General features: G+C 44.9%; 13 protein-coding genes. 7 read left to right on the top strand and 6 right to left on the bottom strand.

Features of this window, described 5'->3' with window-relative positions; translation table 11 throughout:
• Window positions 1–9: 9 nt before the first annotated feature.
• The 4 genes from H580_RS22805 (at window position 10) to H580_RS0100430 (ending at window position 4,054) form a co-directional block, all read left to right on the top strand.
• Complete coding sequence (locus H580_RS22805; protein WP_051217116.1) at window positions 10–1,107, top strand: serine hydrolase domain-containing protein; 1,098 nt, start codon at window positions 10–12, stop codon at window positions 1,105–1,107.
• A 112-nt stretch (window positions 1,108–1,219) separates the two neighbouring features.
• Complete coding sequence (locus H580_RS0100440; RefSeq protein WP_028593048.1) at window positions 1,220–2,170, top strand: aldolase catalytic domain-containing protein; 951 nt, start codon at window positions 1,220–1,222, stop codon at window positions 2,168–2,170.
• 311 nt (window positions 2,171–2,481) lie between these two features.
• Complete coding sequence (locus tag H580_RS0100435; protein WP_028593047.1) at window positions 2,482–3,483, top strand: LacI family DNA-binding transcriptional regulator; 1,002 nt, start codon at window positions 2,482–2,484, stop codon at window positions 3,481–3,483.
• A 181-nt stretch (window positions 3,484–3,664) separates the two neighbouring features.
• On the top strand, window positions 3,665–4,054 hold the full coding sequence (locus tag H580_RS0100430) for a hypothetical protein (RefSeq protein WP_028593046.1): 390 nt from the start codon (window positions 3,665–3,667) through the stop codon (window positions 4,052–4,054).
• A gap of 5 nt (window positions 4,055–4,059) precedes the next feature.
• On the opposite strand, the gene H580_RS0100425 is transcribed toward H580_RS0100430, so the two are convergent.
• Window positions 4,060–4,707: a DUF1796 family putative cysteine peptidase gene (locus H580_RS0100425; RefSeq protein WP_036604244.1), complete on the bottom strand. Its 648-nt coding sequence runs from the start codon at window positions 4,705–4,707 to the stop codon at window positions 4,060–4,062.
• Window positions 4,708–4,939: 232 nt separating this feature from the next.
• On the opposite strand from H580_RS0100425, the gene H580_RS22800 reads away from it, so the two are divergent.
• On the top strand, window positions 4,940–5,716 hold the full coding sequence (locus tag H580_RS22800) for an FkbM family methyltransferase (protein ID WP_051217115.1): 777 nt from the start codon (window positions 4,940–4,942) through the stop codon (window positions 5,714–5,716).
• Window positions 5,717–5,816: 100 nt separating this feature from the next.
• Here the strand turns inward: H580_RS22800 and H580_RS0100415 are convergent, their stop codons facing one another.
• The 5 genes from H580_RS0100415 to H580_RS0100395 all read right to left on the bottom strand — a co-directional run bounded on the left by H580_RS0100415 (window position 5,817) and on the right by H580_RS0100395 (window position 13,301).
• Window positions 5,817–7,340, bottom strand: a complete 1,524-nt coding sequence (locus H580_RS0100415; protein WP_051217114.1) for a glycosyltransferase family 4 protein — start codon at window positions 7,338–7,340, stop codon at window positions 5,817–5,819.
• A gap of 29 nt (window positions 7,341–7,369) precedes the next feature.
• On the bottom strand, window positions 7,370–9,799 hold the full coding sequence (locus H580_RS22795) for a glycosyltransferase (RefSeq protein ID WP_245583448.1): 2,430 nt from the start codon (window positions 9,797–9,799) through the stop codon (window positions 7,370–7,372).
• Between the two features lie 17 nt (window positions 9,800–9,816).
• Window positions 9,817–10,767: a GDP-mannose 4,6-dehydratase gene (locus H580_RS0100405; protein WP_028593043.1), complete on the bottom strand. Its 951-nt coding sequence runs from the start codon at window positions 10,765–10,767 to the stop codon at window positions 9,817–9,819.
• Complete coding sequence (locus H580_RS22790) at window positions 10,764–11,813, bottom strand: mannose-1-phosphate guanylyltransferase (RefSeq protein ID WP_051217113.1); 1,050 nt, start codon at window positions 11,811–11,813, stop codon at window positions 10,764–10,766. The genes H580_RS0100405 and H580_RS22790 overlap by 4 nt, the downstream gene beginning before the upstream one ends.
• A gap of 189 nt (window positions 11,814–12,002) precedes the next feature.
• On the bottom strand, window positions 12,003–13,301 hold the full coding sequence (locus H580_RS0100395; RefSeq protein WP_028593042.1) for an NCS2 family permease: 1,299 nt from the start codon (window positions 13,299–13,301) through the stop codon (window positions 12,003–12,005).
• 672 nt (window positions 13,302–13,973) lie between these two features.
• Here H580_RS0100395 and pheS point away from each other — a divergent pair.
• Both pheS and pheT read left to right on the top strand, forming a co-directional pair.
• Window positions 13,974–15,005 (top strand): phenylalanine--tRNA ligase subunit alpha, encoded by a 1,032-nt coding sequence (pheS, locus tag H580_RS0100390; RefSeq protein ID WP_028593041.1) that lies wholly within the window; start codon window positions 13,974–13,976, stop codon window positions 15,003–15,005.
• A 32-nt stretch (window positions 15,006–15,037) separates the two neighbouring features.
• Window positions 15,038–17,476 carry a phenylalanine--tRNA ligase subunit beta gene (gene pheT / locus H580_RS0100385; RefSeq protein ID WP_028593040.1) on the top strand — a complete coding sequence of 813 codons (2,439 nt, stop codon included), beginning with the start codon at window positions 15,038–15,040 and terminating at the stop codon, window positions 17,474–17,476.
• Window positions 17,477–17,763 lie beyond the last annotated feature (287 nt).

Below are 17,763 nucleotides of genomic sequence, written 5' to 3'. Positions count from 1 at the left end.
TGATTCGCGATGCGTCGAATGATTACGAGTTTGATATCTATTAATGTAATCGCATTGCTAGCTAGCTGTACGATGGGGGACAGCGGTACCACTAGGCTGAAACCAACGATTACAAAGTCTATTCATCATGGTGAAGCGAATGATAAAGCAGAGGGGAGCTCGTGGAAATTCATCTCCCCCGATGAGGCCGGGTTTAATATGGAGGCATTGGATACGATCAAGCTTCGTGTGGAGAGCATGCCGATTTATGCGATGGTAGTCGTAAAAGATGGATCTATCGTGGACGAATATTATAGGGAAGGTTACGATGCGAATACTCGATTCCCGATAAATTCTGTTACGAAGAGCATTACCTCCGCATTAGTGGGGATTGCCTTGCAAGAGAAGCTTATTGAAGGTGCTGACGATCTTGTAGCAGACTATTTCCCACGCTGGAAACAAGATTCCGAACCGCGTAATGATAAAATGACGATTAGGCATTTGCTGACGATGAGTACGGGGTTAGATTGGCCTGAGTGGAGCGAATGGGATTATGGTGTAGAACCGATGCTCTATAGCAGTGATTGGGTATCCTTTGTTCTGAATCGGCCTATGGCGGAAATTCCAGGTAAAAAATTTAACTATAATACAGGTGCTTCCCAGCTCTTATCTGCCATTATTCACAAGCAATATGGAGAAAGTCTTCAGACGTATGCTAACCGCAAACTATTTGAGCCCTTGGGTATACGTGATGTGTTTTGGTTGACAGGACCTAATCAAATGAGTGCTGGTGGACTTGGAATGGAAATGATTCCGCGGGATATGGCCAAGTTCGGTCAATTGTATTTGAACGGCGGAGAGTGGGAAGGGCATCAGATCGTTCCGAAGATCTGGGTTACTCACTCCACATCGAAGCAATCGAAAGGATCTACATGGTTCGGAAACTACGGATATCATTGGTGGGTTCGCTCGATTGCGGGTTTTCAGGCTTATTTTGCAATGGGGCACGCAGGACAATATATATTTGTAGTCCCAGAGAAGAAGCTAGTCTTAGTATTTACGAGTAATTTGGAGGATTCTAGCGCATTGATTCCTTATGCAGAAGAAATTGTCGAAGCTGCTTATTAAATGAGATTTTTTGTAGTGAGTGATGACTTTGTTACAAACTGATCTTTTGCTTTGCTTTCTAGGTTGCTATCCTTTAAAATGAAGAAAATTAAAAAACAAAGGGGACAGCGAGATGAAAACAAATCATTGCAAAATTGTTGACTGTACCGTTCGTGACGGAGGTCTCGTCAATAATTGGGATTTCAGTGTCGAATTTGTGCAAGATCTGTATGCTTCACTTAATGCAGCTGGCGTCGACTACATGGAGATTGGATACAAAAATTCTCCTAAGTTGATGAAAGGTTCAGAGGCCGCTGGTCCTTGGCGTTTCTTGAATGAGGATTTCTTGAACAAAGTGATCCCGAACAAAGGTGATACGAAGCTCTCTGCACTTGTTGATATTGGCCGTGTAGATGAGAATGATATTTTACCTCGTTCCGAAAGCTTGTTGGACCTCATTCGTGTCGCTTGTTATATCAAGGACGTAGATAAAGGGCTCGACCTCGTGCAAAAGTTCCACGACCTTGGTTATGAAACGACAATTAATATTATGGCTTTGTCCAATGTCATGGATAATGACTTGGTAGAGGCATTCCAAATGATCAAAGAAAGCCCTGTTGATGTCGTGTATATTGTCGACTCCTATGGAAGCCTTGACCACAATGATTTTAAGTTCCTCGTACAGAAGTTCCAAGAACATTTGCCGAATAAGCGTTTAGGTGTACATACACATAATAATATGCAATTGGCATTTTCCAATACGCTAGTTGCCGCTGAGCTTGGCGTTGAACTGCTCGATGCTTCTGTTTATGGAATGGGCCGTGGAGCGGGTAACTGTCCAACGGAGCTGTTGTTGACGCATTTGAAAAACACAAAATACCATCTTCGTCCTTCACTAGGATTCATTCAAAAACATATGATTACGATGCGTGAGAAGTGGGAGTGGGGATATTTAATTCCTTACTTAGTTACAGGCACATTGGACGAGCATCCTCGTTCGGCAATGGCCTTGCTGGCTTCCCCAGATCGAGACAAATATGAAGAATTTTATGATCGAATGATGACACCAGAAGGCAGTTTTTGATCATAAAATGATGTAAATCACCTTGGTTCAAGTTATTATATCGTGGCACTATTTCTATCTTTGCAAATGCAGAGTCGAGATGGTGCTTTTTCTTTGTTACACATACGCAAAAAATGTCATATTAGTTGACAAAAATATAGTTCAAGCGCACAGCCAACTAGGTATTTTTACTTATTATTCGATAAAAATGTATAAAACCTCCTTTTTTTCAACGGATATTTGCTTCATTTTGTTGGAATTTTGGTTGACATTGTATATGATTAGGAGGACAAACTTCAAATCCATAGATTACAGACGAGGAGAGTAGAAGCATGAAAGTCAGTATTTTTGACGTAGCTAAAAAAGCTGGCTTGTCCGTTGTAACCGTTTCTCGTGTGTTAAACAATGCTAAGACGGTGCGCGAGAAAAATAGGCAGAAGGTTCTTCAAGCGATGAAAGAACTGAATTATCATCCTAACGCAGCGGCACGCAGCTTGGCAAAAGGAAAAACGGGTGTAATTGGCGTCATCGTTACGACCCTTCAAGATTCATTTTTAGATACAGTAGTACAGCATATTTCAAGTCATTTGAAACAATACAGTTATTACTTAGCCATCTCAGTAGCTAATTATCCAACAGAGGTTGGTGCTGGTAAGGAGCTTATTCAAGAAGACCGTGTAGATGGTTTGCTCGTATTGGCGGCTGTCCATGAAGAAGACTACGTGAATGAATTGCGTAGGCGAAAGATACCATTTGTACTCATTGATTGTCAAAATATCCAACCCTCCTTTTCCTCTGTTCTTGTTGATAACTTTCAAGGTGGGTATGAAGCAACGAAACACCTTATTGACCTAGGACATACTTCCATTGCTCATATCAAAGGCTCCGATTATTTCTTAAGTGCAATCGAGCGGGAAAGAGGTTTCCGTTACGCACTAAGTGAAGCAGGACTCAAACCATTCGCTGTAGAATTCGGCCAGTTTACGATTACTTCTGGCTACGATGCCGTTCAGAAGTGGCTGCAAGAAGGCAGTCTGCCTACAGCGGTATTTGCCGCAGATGACTTCACTGCGATTGGAGTCATCAACGCATTGACTGAAAAAGGATATCAAGTTCCCCGCGACATGTCCGTGGTCGGCTATGACGATCAATTGATGTTCGCTGAGCTGCGTCCGCATTTAACGACGATGAAGCAGCCTGCTGAACAGTTGGCTCGTCATGCAGTTGATGTGCTGATGCGTCAAATTAACGGCACGAACAAACGCAACATTACCGTTCGCTTTGAGCCAGAGCTGCTTATTAGAGAGACAACGGCTCCTGTAGGAAGTTACTAGATAAGGTTAGTAGAGTAGGTCAGCTAGAAATGTCTAGCTGGCCTTTTTTTTGTTGTGCAAGTCGTGAATGGACCATAAAAGACCCTAAGTATAGCTGAAAATCAGCAAGTATCCCATGCTTATCCATGACAAGATGCATACGCTATTTCATAACTCGAACATGGTGAGTGAGGGATAGGATGTGCTTAAATTTCTAGATACACGCCATCTGCCATATGGCTCTTTTCAACCTATTATACCTAGCATCAAAGAACACAACTTTGGCTGGATGTGTCTTCACGGCGCTGAGTTAGGGGAATGGACGGGCATCCAGATGGAGATTGACTGGGCAAAAGTTAAAGAAGCGGATCTAGGCGAGCTTGAACTGCTTATTCGGATTCATCATGCGCAAGGTCCTCTTGTTTATCAGGCAACAGAAACTTGCCATGAGAAGGGGACCTTGTTTGTAGATTATGAGATTCAGGCAGAACAAGCTGGCGATACTACTTACTTTTTTTCATTTGTTTCCCGTACGAATAGTGCTGTCGTACATGGACCTATCTTAATTAGGGGGTACATCGATCAATCTTAACGAAGTTATTCGTTTGTGAATTTTCTAGAGGGAACGATTTTTACCCCTTGCAGCAATGTCTTCCAGTGGGCATCATTATCATTCCAAATATCATTATTTTTTGGAAGAGCAAAGGCTGTTCCGTATACGAGAGGCCAATGTAATGCGGAGAGGGTGCCCACATTTTCATGATTGACAATAAGCAAGTGAAACTCATTTTTAACGTGGCTCCGAAGTTCTTGTTCTAATGCCAGCGCATCGTTCATTGTCGTATCAGTACGTATGAAGAGCAACCGTTCACTGCGTTCCATGTATTGATATAATCGCTGGATACGACGAGTAACTTTGTCAATTACCTCAGGATAGCTGTTCCAATGGTGTTCATCATTATTTGCTACAGGGAAATCATGTACGACGATGACTTGATAACGATTGTCTTGGATCAGCACAAAATCGTTTAATATACCAAGTGATTGCAAATGAGGTTTATACAAAAAATGATCAAAGTGATTACGGATAAGTTCTATGATGGCAGGTGTATGTTTGGAATCCATCCAATCAATTGGCCCTGTAAAGCGCCGCAGGCCATTTCTTTCTAGCTGAATGGCAGGAAGGCAGTTGGAACCAAGACTGATCACCGCGTTATAGGATCCAGAATATCGTTCTGCATGCATAAGCAGCCTCCTTTCTAGCTACTAACATCTCTCTTATCCATTATGTATGCATGCTGAGCTTGGTTGGTGTGGACAGGCGGGACAACTGTGGAGAATGAATCTGCCAGGGCCTTCTTGGAGTTGCTGTGCATACAATAGGAAATGCCAGAGAAATGCCAGAGAAATGCCTGAATCTATAAGCAAGCTGACAAAGATAAGCGTTTTCTTGAACAAGATTGAAAGGAGCTGTGCTATGCAGCATGTAAAGACAACGTTGCTTCGTATACCTGATGAAGACAAAACATATGTACTTACTTCAAATCAGGCTGATGCCATCTTACAAGGGGTTGAACAGGCTAACGGTTATTACGAGCCCCATCTTATGAGATGGATCCGGAAGCATATTGCAGTGGATGCGGTTTGTATGGATGTAGGAGCGAATTTGGGAGCCATCTCGATTGCGATGGCACATCAAGCGAAGCAGGGTAAGGTGTATGCCTTTGAACCTTCTGCGCATAATTATCGTTATTTATCCTTTAATGTGCATCATAATCAATTGCACAATATTGTACCGATACAGGCTGGCGCTTATGACGAAAATATAGAGCTTACCTTCTCCTATGTTGACTTCGGGGGAGGGTGGTCACATATTACAACCCCTCATTCTCGTCATGGTATTCAAGAAGTTGTACCTTGTGTAAAGCTTGATGATTGGATGAAGCAAGCTAATTTACACCGACTTGACTGTATTAAAATAGATGTTGAAGGCGCCGAGACGAGAGTGTTAAGAGGAGCGGAGAACTTGCTTCGTCAGCTTCGTCCTCATGTGTTAATTGAATTCAATCCTGATGCGCAGCGCAATATTTTTGGAGAAGACCCGGAGCAGCTGTATAACGCGTTAAAACAGTTGTGTCCGCGATTGAGTGTAATCAACTTCGATGGTTCGATCGTTCCTATTCATCAGTATGCGGATTTGCAACGAATGTTTGCAGATGGTCGCCAGCTGTGTGATTTGTGGGGAATTGTTTAATAGGTATGGCTGTAACCAAATACGTAAAGGCAAGAGAAGAGGCTATCCCTTCGCACTAATGGTGGGGATAGCCTCTTCTCTTGTTATAATTTCAACATGACTAGGATTGAATAATTTGCTCTAAACGCTGCCGCATTCTAGTGCCTGCTGCAGACAAGCTGTAATGCTGCTGCATATCGGTTTGAGCCTTGGCGCCTATCGCTCGGGCGTTATTAGGAAGATCATGAATCGTACGCATATAGCGCGCAGCTTCAACGACGGAAGGTTCTGCCCACATTTGACCAGCCGTATATGGCCCGTAGTTGTTTGTAATAGCAGTTAATGAAAAAGGAACGAGGTAACTGTTGTCTGCTGTCATATATTCTGTATTGCCTGACCAGTTCGTCGCGATGACCGGTTTACCCAGCATCATGGCCTCTGCGCAGCATAGACCGAACCCTTCAGCTCGATGAAGGGATACATAAGCATCGCTGCATGCGATGAGCGACAACGTTTCCTGTCTAGATAAAGGCTCTGTAAGCAGCGTCATTTGCGGATGGCCTTTTACAATCTGTTCTAGCTGTTGATAGCTCTCATTTCCGTTCTCTGGACACAGTCCTTTAATAACAAGATGTACTTTCTCGTCGTATTGGAATGCGCTGTTAAAGGCGTGGATAACTGCAGCTGGATTTTTACGTTCTGTAATACTGTACGTATCGAACATGGTCAAGAAGACCGTGTGATCTTCAGGGATGCCGAAGCTGCTTCTGTTGTAAGGAGATAAAGGCTCTGTAGTAATTCCATGCGGCATCGTATATACAGGTACAGGAGAGCGCTCAGCGATGGCTGCACGTACGAACTCAGAAGGAACCCATATTTCATTGACATGTTTAAAAGCGACATCGAATTCAGGAGGTGCAACAGGCAGCTCCCAGTGCCAATAGCCTATCGTGTATTTTGACCTAAACGTATCTTGAGAGAAATAGGAGATCACTTGCTCCAGAATATCAGGATTAAAATAAACAAGATTGACTCCATACTTAGGCGCTTCGGCTAGTTTCCCTAGCAGTGAATAATCTTGTTGTCTCGTTGTCTTTAATAAAGGATAGTTGTGGAGGGTAGTCGGCACGCCTGCCTCAGAGCATGCCATTGCTCCAAGCCTCAACGCCTGACCTATACCCATCTCGGCATAGCAAAATCCGAATAGATTCACACCTAATGTCTGCTTGGTTGATTGCGGTGGTTCTTGTTCTGGTAATAGAACAGGATCGTGTAAGAAGGTGTCGTTCGTGCTCAGTATAGGTGCACCTTCTACAGTTGAAGGTGAAGGGAGTGGTGGAGCTTCCGTTTGTAACGCGTGGAGCTTACTTTTCTTTTCTCTATCCAGCGCTTTGACGGCGCGTAGTTCATTAAATGTACTGCTCACATATCGTTTGACACGTGTACGATGTTTGGATTTCTTTGTGTGTCGAGCTTTCTTTGCTCTTCGCGCTTGTTTGCGTCGAGCGGTTAACTTGGATGACGATCGAGAGCGAGACTGAGTTGAGGCAAACTTGCCTTTTAATTTACGCTTACGGCGTTGGGTTGCTCCTGTCGATTTACGAGATTTAGTGGGTCGAGTTGTATGTTGAGTGTCCGTTTTCATAGGGAAGCAATCTCCTTTCCGTGGGAGTATTAGCTTAACTGTTCCAGGCGTGATTTTATTCGAGCAGCGGCGTGATGCCATGTCCATCGCTCTGCAATTTGCTTCGCAGCTTTAGCGCCTATTTCTTGAGCTGCTGCACGGTTATTGTATACATAGCGCATCACATAGACGAGATGATCGTAGTCTGGATCAGCCCAATTCAGACCTTCATAGTAAACACAGCGTGCTTCTGCAGGAATAAGGCGACGAACAGGTATGGGGAAAGCATTATTTTCGTTCATGAAGCTTGTTGGTGCACTCCAATCCGTCGTAATAACGGGTAAACCGCAAGCCATCGCTTCCATAATGGGCATCCCCCAACCTTCTCCACGTGTCGGAAGCACGAAGCAATCGGTGGAACGATATAGACTCCCCATTTGATGGGAAGGAATGCGTTGATTATAAATAAATGTTATTTTCTCAGCTATCGCGCCTAGGTTAAGTTTGCGAATTTCACTCGCGATATCGATGCTAGTATCGTTGTTCGTTATTTTACATACGAGATGAACATCGTCATGCGGCTGGAAGGCATCGCGGAAAGCTCGGAATAGAAGTTCTGGTGCCTTGCGTTCCCCCCATTCGAATACACTTAAAAACGTATAGGAAGGTGAGAAGCGATTGAAGTTGACATGTGGGTGGAAATATTGTGTATCTACACCTAATGGCATTACGTGAATAGGAACGTGTACACCACTTTCTCGAAAAGCATACATGTTAAACGAAGAAGGTACCCAGACTTCGTTCATTGCGTTGCTTTGGCGTATCCATTCATTTGGCAAGCCATCTACTTCCAGCATCGTAAATCCAATCTTGTATTTATTCGGATTTCGTAAGAAGGCATCTCCTTGCCCGTATACGATGCCCGGATTAGACAAACTTTCTTGACGCTGCTGATAGATTTGAATTCGCATATCTGTCGATTCAGCTGGCTCCTCCAGCTCTATTGGTGAGCCAGGTCCATATACGTATCGATATGAAAGCATAACATTTTGCTGCTCTAAGGCATTCATAAAGTTGCGGGAGGATTCTGCATAGCCGAACAGAGGCAAATTAACAACGGATCGCCATGTGATGCCTGTTTTGTATTTGGCAAATAGCTTCTCTTGCCATTTTGAGCGGAACACACCCTGGGATTTCTCGTACATTTCCCAGAAGTCAACTCCATTAACACGCGTGGAAGTATTGTGGTGGTGCAGCATCGTTAATCTGCCATCATAGACAACACGATACCCAGCGTACCAAGATTTATAGCAGTAATCTGTGTCATCGAAGTAGGAGAAATAATCACTGTCTAGAGGACCAATTTTATTTAATAACTCACGTTTAATATAGGCGCACGCGAATACGATTCCTTGCACATCGCGAATATCCACATACTGTCTTACATCTGTTTCCAATCCGCCAATCTGCTGACCCATTAAATTATCAGGCATAATGTAGGTGCCTGCATGATGGAGGGAGCCATCGCTGCCGCGCAAACGGCAGCCAACAATACCGATATCAGCGGCGCTTAGAGCTGTTTCTTGCAGCAGCTTTAACCAATCAGGGCGGCTGTTTCTAATGTCATTATTTAATAGGACGATATCACTGTTTGGATCGGCATGGTTGATTGCAATGTTGTTGCCTGCAACAAATCCTGAATTATAGTCTAAAAATATAGGTTTTATCCATGATTGTGACTTTAAGTAGTCAGTTGTTCCATCTGTACTGCCATTGTCGAGGACGATAACATCTATCATTGCATTGTTCTCACAGCTGCTGCGAATAGCATCTAGGCAGGAACGAGTGTAGTCTAGCGCATTCCACGCCAAAATGATAACGGTGATGCGGCGGACAAGATGTTTAGAGGAAAGAGGGAAGAGATCCGTCATTGCATCATCAGATTGAGATTGAAGAGTAAAGGTTGTATATCGAATGTCTGCTTGTAATGGCTGCTGGGACGCAGTGGCAGCACGGGAAGCTTGCAATTGTCCAGTATGAGTGGTTTGGAGTACAGGCTGAGAATCAGTTGACAGCGCTAATTGGGGGGCGGTTCCAACGGTAGCAGTAGTTCCAGGTTCAGATGCATTTACGTTTGACGCAGTGGATGAGTTAGTGGCAGTTGAATGTATTTCATCCGTTGTAGAAAAGGTTTGTGTAATGGCTGTTGGCGATACATTCTCGGGTGCAGATTGAAGACGGGATTCGGTTTCTGGAGGAGTTGTTGGTTGTGATGACAATTGCTTCTTCACATTTCTAGATTTGCGCAGTCGTCGATTTTGCTTTTTTCTTTTGTTGGAGTGGAAGCCAGTAGAAGTTGACTTTTTGCTGCGATATTTACGGGTAGATTTCTTTCGTAATTGTTTTTTCTGTAATGATTTTTTTCGCTTGGACGATTTCTTTTTAATACGTGATTTGGATCGTTTGCGAACCGTGCTCAAAGCGACTCCGCCTCCTTTCAGACGCGTTCACGCCAATATTGAAGAAGATCATGCAAGGTTTGCTCTAATGGAATTTGTGGTTTCCATCCGGTTTGTTTCTCGAAGCGGGATGTATCGCCAAGCAGAATCTCGACATCAGAAGGCCGCATGCGGGCGGGGTCGGGAACAATATCAATCGTTACATCGCTCATATCAAGCAGCATGTGAAGCATGTGTTCAATCGTAATGCAGGAACCTGAAGCGATGTTGTAACATTCTCCAGCTTCACCTTTTTCTAAGGCGAGCCAATATGCTTTTACAACATCACGGACATCTGTGAAGTCTCGCTTGGCTTGCAAGTTCCCCACATGCACGGTGGGTGGACGCAACCCCTTCTCAATCTCGGCAATCTGCTTTGCGAAGTTGGAGGTGACAAATTGTTCTCCACGTCTTGGGCCAGTATGGTTAAAAGTCCGTGTGCGAACCGTGTGAATGTCATAGCTCTTGAAATATTGATAGGCTAAATAATCTTGAGCCGCTTTACTTACCGCATATGGACTGAGAGGGCGAAGCGGGTTATCTTCAGTTATTGGTGTTTCATGCGCTTCAACATGCCCGTATTCTTCGCTGGAGCAGGCGATTTGGATTCGTGTGGGCAATTGATATCGACGAACGGTTTCGAAAATATTTAACTGTCCAGCGACATTGTTATAGATCGTATCAGCCGGAGAGTTCCACGATGTTGGTACAAAGCTTTGAGCTGCTAAATGAAAAATATAATCTGGTTTTTCTTGAGTTAGCAAAGTTTCTACAGAAAATGGATCGCGCAGCTCACATTCAAGCAAGCGGACTTTATCCTCGATGTGTGAAATATGATTCATGCGGCTGCGGTTCCGAACGGTTCCGATAACCTCAACTTGAAGACTAAGTAAATATTCAGCCAAATGGCTGCCTGCGAAGCCTGTAATTCCTGTAATTAATGCTTTCATGGAGAAGGTTTCACCTCTTTTATAGAATGGTGTTTCCAAACGTCCTTATCTTTCATAACTTCCTTAATGCGCTGCTCTTCAGATTGATGGCAGACGAGGAGTCCATTTTCTGTAGAAATAATAATTAGATCGCTAGCTCCGATGACGACGGCTTCTTTATCCGAAAAAATAATATTGTTGTGTGCATCAAGAGAGCGAATATTGCCTTGTGCGACATTTCCAGCTTCATCTTCATCATAATAGCGTTTTACGGCATTCCAGGTTCCTACATCATCCCATTCCATATTGACGGGCAATACGAACAGTTGAGAAGCATGCTCCATGATGGCATAATCCACGGATAGCTTGGGGAGGTGGGCATAAATTTCATCGGTTGAAGGATATGTTTCAGTTAGTGGCTCCCATATTGATGGGCAATGCTGCTTCATTAAATAGGCGATTGTGGAAGGGCGCCATACAAAAATACCGCTGTTCCAATAGGTTCTAGGTGTATGAATGAGCTGCTGAGCAGTGGGGAGATCCGGTTTTTCAATAAAGGAAGCTACAGGGAATAGTCCGTTGTTGGAGAGCTCCTCATTTGCTTTAATGTATCCGAAACCTGTCTCTGGTCTGGTTGGGACGAGACCAAGCATGACGACATTATGATGGTGGGCGGCTTCCTTTGTGGCGATGTAAAGGGCATCTCGTAGTTTATGGACTTGAGGCACATGCTGATCGGAAGGGACGATCGCAAGCGGCTCATCTTGATTGCGATGAAGAAAGAATAGTGCTGTTAACGCGATACAAGGAGCGGTATCTCGTGCGCATGGCTCGATTATAAGCTGACCTGGCTCGCATTCAGGCAGTTGTTCCATAACAAGTTCGCTATAGGCATGGGTAGTGGCTACGTATATACGTGATGCAGGGAGCCACTGTCGATATCTGGCGTATGTTTCTTGCAGCAGCGTGCGGGAGGATAAAAGAGGGAGGAACTGCTTAGGTTTATGCTCGGTGCTTTGAGGCCAGAATCTCATGCCCTTTCCACCTGCCATGATAACGATGTTCAATGGTTGTCACCTCCGTCGTGATGCACAAAGTCGTTTTTTTTTCTAAACGATAACCTAGTCTTGTCATGTACCCTATATTATGATTACTAGGCAAATAATTGTAACGGCGTTCGTACCGTATGACGAGCAGATGAAAATAAATAAAGACAGCCCAGTTTAAGGGCTGTCTTAGGGTTGTTTAACTAGAAATTACAAGGCTTGAAGCACGAAATGTGCAACAAACAGCAATGCAATGACATAGAACAACGGCTTCACTTCGCGAGCTTTGCCGGCTGCAATCTGGAAGATCGCATAGCTGATAAAGCCGATTGCGATACCATCCACGATGCTGTGCAGCAACGGAATAAACGCAATAATGAAAAATGCCGGAAGTCCTACAGAGAATGGCTCGAACTTAATGTGCTTCACACTTGGCATCATCAGTCCACCGATAAAGATCAAGATCGGCGCTACCGCTGGATCTGGTACAAGTGTAAGAACAGGCAGCGCAACCAAAGTAACTAGGAATAGCGCACCTGTAACGATTGAAGTTACACCAGTGCGGCCTCCAGCGGAGATTCCTGCTGCCGTTTCGACTGTTGAAACCGTTGGGCTCGTGCCCAGTAGTCCGCAAGTCAAAACAGAGATTGCATTTGCCTGCATCGCGCGATTGAATTGTTCTGGCTTGTTGATCATGTTCAAATGTGCGTTAATAAGTCCTACGTTTTCGAACACGATAACGAGCGTCAAGGAGAACACACCAACCGCAAGTGCCGTTAGAGGCAAGTCTTGGAACGTGAACTGGCCGAATACATCGGCATAGCTTGCCCATGAGAAGCCTTCCGTCGTTGCTGCAGTATCCGTTGAAACGGCGCCGAGCAAGTAGGCGAGCACTGTACCCGTAATCATTGCGATGAGCAAATGACCAGGGACGTTGCGAATAAACAAAATGCACGTAATCGCTAACGTGATTAACGTAACTAACGCTTCTGGTTCAGCGAAGCTGCGGAAGCTAATAATGGTAGCTTCGTTAGCAACGATGACGCCGCCTTTGTGAAGACCAATCAGAACGAGCATTAAGCCGATACCGACGGTGATCGCTTCTTGCAGCGAAGTAGGAATTGCGTTACGAATCTTGCCTGCTAGCGTTGTAAAGCTGATCGCAATGAAGCATAAGCCTGAAAGCACAACGATTGTTAGTGCTTGCTGCCAAGTCATTCCCATGCCTTGCACCAAGGTATAGGTAAACATGGCGTTGATACCCATACCTGGTACTAAGATAATCGGAACCTTAGCCCAGAATCCCATCAAGAAGCAGCCGACAGCGGATGCTAAAACGGTTGCAATTATGCCTGCTTGCTGAGGAATACCTGCGTCTGCCAATATCGATGCGTTGACGATAACGATATACACGATTGCGAAGAAGGAGACAATACCGGCTAAGCTCTCGCGCTTCCAGTCATCAACACTTAGTGTATGTTTAACTTGGGCGGTCGTAGCTTGGCCCAGTTTGTCGTCTTGCTTCTTTTGTTGTTGTTGGACCAATCTCATACCTGCTTTCCATCGTAGCCCCTCACCCTACCCTTTGCATATTAATAAAATATGAAAGATGACGCCGAATTATTATAAAAATCGAATCGACGCCATCGGTTATTATAGCATAATGTGATCATTTGTAATCAAATATTTCGCATAGGCTCAATGACGAAATACTGGAAGCGCTTAATCATATATAATGAGATACATAATGGGGCATACAATTGTTGCAAAAGTAAATGCTATTCTATATAATATTTGAAATGTAAATAGTCGATATTCAACTGCCTTGAAAGAGATAAGTAGTCAGTACCGCTTGCCAGGGAGGATGCGCCATAGATTGAGAGCGTATCTGAAGCATGGGCTTTCGAAATTCACTCTGGAGCAGGAGCTTGAACACAAGAAGATGACGATCATAATCGTTGTGTGTCTTGTCAGTAGGGTGTCCCGGATGCGGTCCGTTACAGCCGTTTAGAGTGAGAATGCCTGTTTGATTCATTTTCCTACTGCTGAAGAGCGGTTGACAATGGAGCGTTGACGGTATTTCTAATAAGGGTGGTACCACGGTCTTTCGTCCCTTCGGGATGGAAGGCCTTTTTGTGTTACCGGGTTGATTACAGCTGAAAGATTGAAGGAGGTTGTACCATGAAAGAGCGTTTGGAGGCGCTGCGCACAGAAGCTTTGGCAATGCTGGAGCAAGTGCAGGATGTGCAGCAATTGAACGATCTTCGCGTTAAGTATCTAGGAAAAAAAGGTGCGCTTACAGAAATACTGCGCGGGATGGGGAGTCTTAGTGCAGAAGAGCGTCCAGTAATCGGTCAAGTGGCAAATGTCGTTCGCGATTCGATCGAGGCTCGTTTGCAAGAGCTGCAGGAAGCATTTATTCGTGAAGAAACAGAACGCAAGCTGCAAGCGGAAACGATTGATGTTACCTTGCCAGGACGTCCGATGGCACGCGGAAGTGTTCATCCATTGAGTAAAGTAACACAAGAGCTAGAAGATATTTTCATCGGCATGGGGTATCAAGTGGCGGAAGGTCCAGAAGTGGAGCAGGATTACTATAACTTCGAAGCGCTGAACTTGCCAAAAGATCACCCAGCTCGCGATATGCAGGATTCCTTCTATATTACAGAAGAACTGCTGATGCGTACGCAAACATCACCTGTTCAAGTGCGCACAATGGAATTGATGAACGGCAAGCCGGTTAAAGTGGTGTGCCCAGGACGCGTTTATCGTCGTGATGATGACGATGCAACACATTCCTTCATGTTCCATCAGATCGAAGGATTAGTCATCGATCGTAATATCCGTATGAGTGACTTGAAAGGCACATTGCTTCAATTTGTAAAAGAAATGTTCGGTTCTCATATGCAAATTCGCCTGCGTCCAAGCTTCTTCCCGTTCACAGAACCGAGCGTAGAAGTTGACGTAACTTGCGTACAGTGCAAAGGCAACGGTTGCAGAATGTGTAAGCAAACAGGCTGGTTGGAAATTCTCGGCTGCGGCATGGTTCATCCAAAAGTGTTGGAAATGGGTGGCTATGACCCTGAACAGTACTCTGGCTTTGCTTTCGGTATGGGTATCGAGCGTATCGCGCTCTTGAAGTACGGCATTGATGATATTCGCCATTTCTATACGAATGATGTCCGATTCTTACAGCAGTTCGACCGCATGTAAGCGACGGTAATGAAGAAGGAAGGGGACCAACGATGAACGTATCCTATCAATGGTTATCTCAATATATAGATGTATCCGGCGTCAGCGCCGATGAATTAGCAGAACGCATTACGCGTGCTGGTATCGAAATTGATGTTGTACAGAACCGTAATCAAGGTTTGGATCATATTGTAGTCGGCTATGTTGTATCTCGTGAGAAACATCCAGATGCAGATAAGCTGAATGTATGTAAAGTAGACGTAGGTGCAGAAGAACATCTACAAATCGTATGCGGCGCAGCGAACGTGGACGCAGGACAGCATGTTCCTGTAGCTCAAATTGGTGCTGTTATGCCAGGTGGTATGAAGATCAAACGTGCGAAGCTGCGTGGTGTAGAATCCCAAGGGATGATCTGTTCCGCTAAAGAGCTTGGCTTGAATGACAAATTGCTGCCGAAGCATATGCAAGAGGGTATTCTTGTATTGCCTTCGGATTTGACAATTGGTACTTCAATTGCAGATGTGTTGGATTTAAATGATCATGTAATGGAATTTGACCTGACGCCGAATCGTTCGGACTGCTTGAGTATGATCGGTGCTGCTTATGAAGTGGGCGCAATCTTGAATCGTCCTGTTACATTACCGACGATTTCTGTTGAAGAAATAGGTGAAGCAGCTTCCGAGAAGATTCGCGTAAATATTAGCGCTGATCATGCTTGCAGCCTGTATACGGCTCGTTATGTGAAGGGTGTTAAAGTGGGTCAATCTCCACTGTGGCTGCAAAATCGTTTGCTTGCTGCAGGCGTAAGACCAATCAATAATATCGTTGACGTAACCAATTTCGTTATGCTTGAATACGGTCAGCCATTACATGCATTTGATGCAGCTCAAATTGCTGGCAGCAGCATCGACGTTCGTATGGCTCGTGAAGGCGAAACGCTAGTTACGCTTGATGGCCAAGAGCGCAAGTTGGAGCCGCATATGCTTGTTATTGCAGATGCGGAGAAGGCGATTGCACTTGCAGGCGTAATGGGTGGAGAGAACTCCGAAGTGACGGAAGCTACAGTTGATATCGTACTTGAATCCGCGAAATTCGATGGCGGTATCGTGCGCAAGACGTCCAGACAATTGGGTCTTCGCTCGGAAGCGTCGCTTCGTTTCGAGAAGAGCGTCAACCTTGAGCATGTTGTGCCAGCGATTGACCGTGCAGCAGAACTTATCCGCACAATTGCGGGCGGAGCGGTTGCGAACGGTGTCGTACAGCAGCAAGTAGGCGCACACGAGCGCAAGGTGGTTCGTCTATCTTTGGAAAAAACGAATCGCATGCTTGGTACATCCTTGACTGCGGCTGATGTTCAGTCTATCTTGGAGCGTCTTGTGTTTGACGTTAAGACAGTCGAAGAAGGTGTGTTCGAAGTAACGGTACCTTCTCGTCGTGGCGATATTACGCTGGATGTGGATTTAATCGAAGAAGTAGCTCGTCTATTCGGTTATGATAACATCCCGACAACACCAATCGAAGGTGCAACAACACCAGGCAGCTTGACAAAGTCTCAGCGCGTTCGTCGTGCGATTCGCCGCTTGCTGACGGATGGAGGCCTGCATGAGGCTTTGACGTATTCCTTCACGCATCCAGAAGAGACGAAGCTGTTCCCTGCATTGGCAGGAAATGCGAAGCCAGTTGCACTCGCGATGCCGATGAGCGAAGATCGCAGTGTGCTTCGCACAAGCTTAATTCCAAGCTTGCTTGATGTAGCTACGCATAACCGCAACCGCAAGCAAGAAGATGTTCATTTATTCGAAATGAGCAGCTTGTACTTGACGGAAGAGTCTGAGTTGACGAAGCAGCCAGAAGAGAAGCTAGTATTGGCTGTTCTTCTTACGGGTAACCGTCAGCAAGCTCAATGGAACGTGAAGCCGGAAGCGGTTGATTTCTTCGATCTAAAAGGTATCGTAGACAGTGTGGTTAGCTACCTAGGCCTTAGCGGTCGCGTACGTTATGAAGCTAACCGTCCTGTTGGTTACCACCCAGGTCGCTCCGCATCGTTGTACTTGAAGACGAACGATGGAGAGCAGTTGCTTGGAACGCTTGGTCAAATTCATCCTGATTTGCAGCGCAGCAAGGATCTCGCGGATACGTTCGTGGCTGAGTTGGAGATCGAAGCATTGGTTGCTCAAGCAGACTTCACGATCGAATACAAAACGCTGCCGCGCTTCCCATCCGTAGAGCGCGATCTAGCCATCGTGATGGATCGTCAAGCTGAAATGGGGCGTATCTTGGATCAAGCAGCGGCTGCTGCTGAATCTTGGCTAGAGTCTATTCGCGTGTTCGATGTGTACACGGGTGACCGTATTGCTAGCGACAAGAAGAGTGTTGCGATATCTCTCGTCTACCGTCATCCTGAGCGTACGTTTACAGATGAGGAAATTACAGAAATTCATGGTCGTGTCATTGCTGCGATTGAGGCTGAAGGCGCTGAGCTTCGTAAATAATACAACCATCAAACCCTATTAATTGAATAATTTGTAAATAATAAAGAACCTATTTGTCATCCGGAGAATTTCGGTATGATGAATAGGTTCTTTTTGAATTTGACCATTAACTTCGAAAGGTGCTAAACTTCACGGAAAGCCCTTTTGCAGCAGGAGATAGGTGTGTCTATATCGAAATAGTTGCAAACGCTATTTTACAGCGTGCATTTCTGTGCTTGGGTGAAGCAAATTTTACATATTCGCAGCAGTTCCTACAATATTTGTTAGGATGTTAGATGCCAAGCGCA

The organism is Paenibacillus assamensis DSM 18201 (assembly GCF_000422445.1).
In the GTDB taxonomy this organism is placed as follows: domain Bacteria; phylum Bacillota; class Bacilli; order Paenibacillales; family Paenibacillaceae; genus Paenibacillus_B; species Paenibacillus_B assamensis.
Note: the sequence above shows the minus strand (reverse complement) of the source record. Positions and strands in the feature narration are given on the sequence as shown.

Coding starts and splice junctions, on each gene's coding strand:
- H580_RS22805 (WP_051217116.1), top strand. CDS start 10: ATGCGTCGAATGATTACGAGTTTGATATCTATTAATGTAATCGCATTG.
- H580_RS0100440 (WP_028593048.1), top strand. CDS start 1,220: ATGAAAACAAATCATTGCAAAATTGTTGACTGTACCGTTCGTGACGGA.
- H580_RS0100435 (WP_028593047.1), top strand. CDS start 2,482: ATGAAAGTCAGTATTTTTGACGTAGCTAAAAAAGCTGGCTTGTCCGTT.
- H580_RS0100425 (WP_036604244.1), bottom strand. CDS start 4,707: ATGCATGCAGAACGATATTCTGGATCCTATAACGCGGTGATCAGTCTT.
- H580_RS22800 (WP_051217115.1), top strand. CDS start 4,940: ATGCAGCATGTAAAGACAACGTTGCTTCGTATACCTGATGAAGACAAA.
- H580_RS0100415 (WP_051217114.1), bottom strand. CDS start 7,340: ATGAAAACGGACACTCAACATACAACTCGACCCACTAAATCTCGTAAA.
- H580_RS0100405 (WP_028593043.1), bottom strand. CDS start 10,767: ATGAAAGCATTAATTACAGGAATTACAGGCTTCGCAGGCAGCCATTTG.
- pheS (WP_028593041.1), top strand. CDS start 13,974: ATGAAAGAGCGTTTGGAGGCGCTGCGCACAGAAGCTTTGGCAATGCTG.
- pheT (WP_028593040.1), top strand. CDS start 15,038: ATGAACGTATCCTATCAATGGTTATCTCAATATATAGATGTATCCGGC.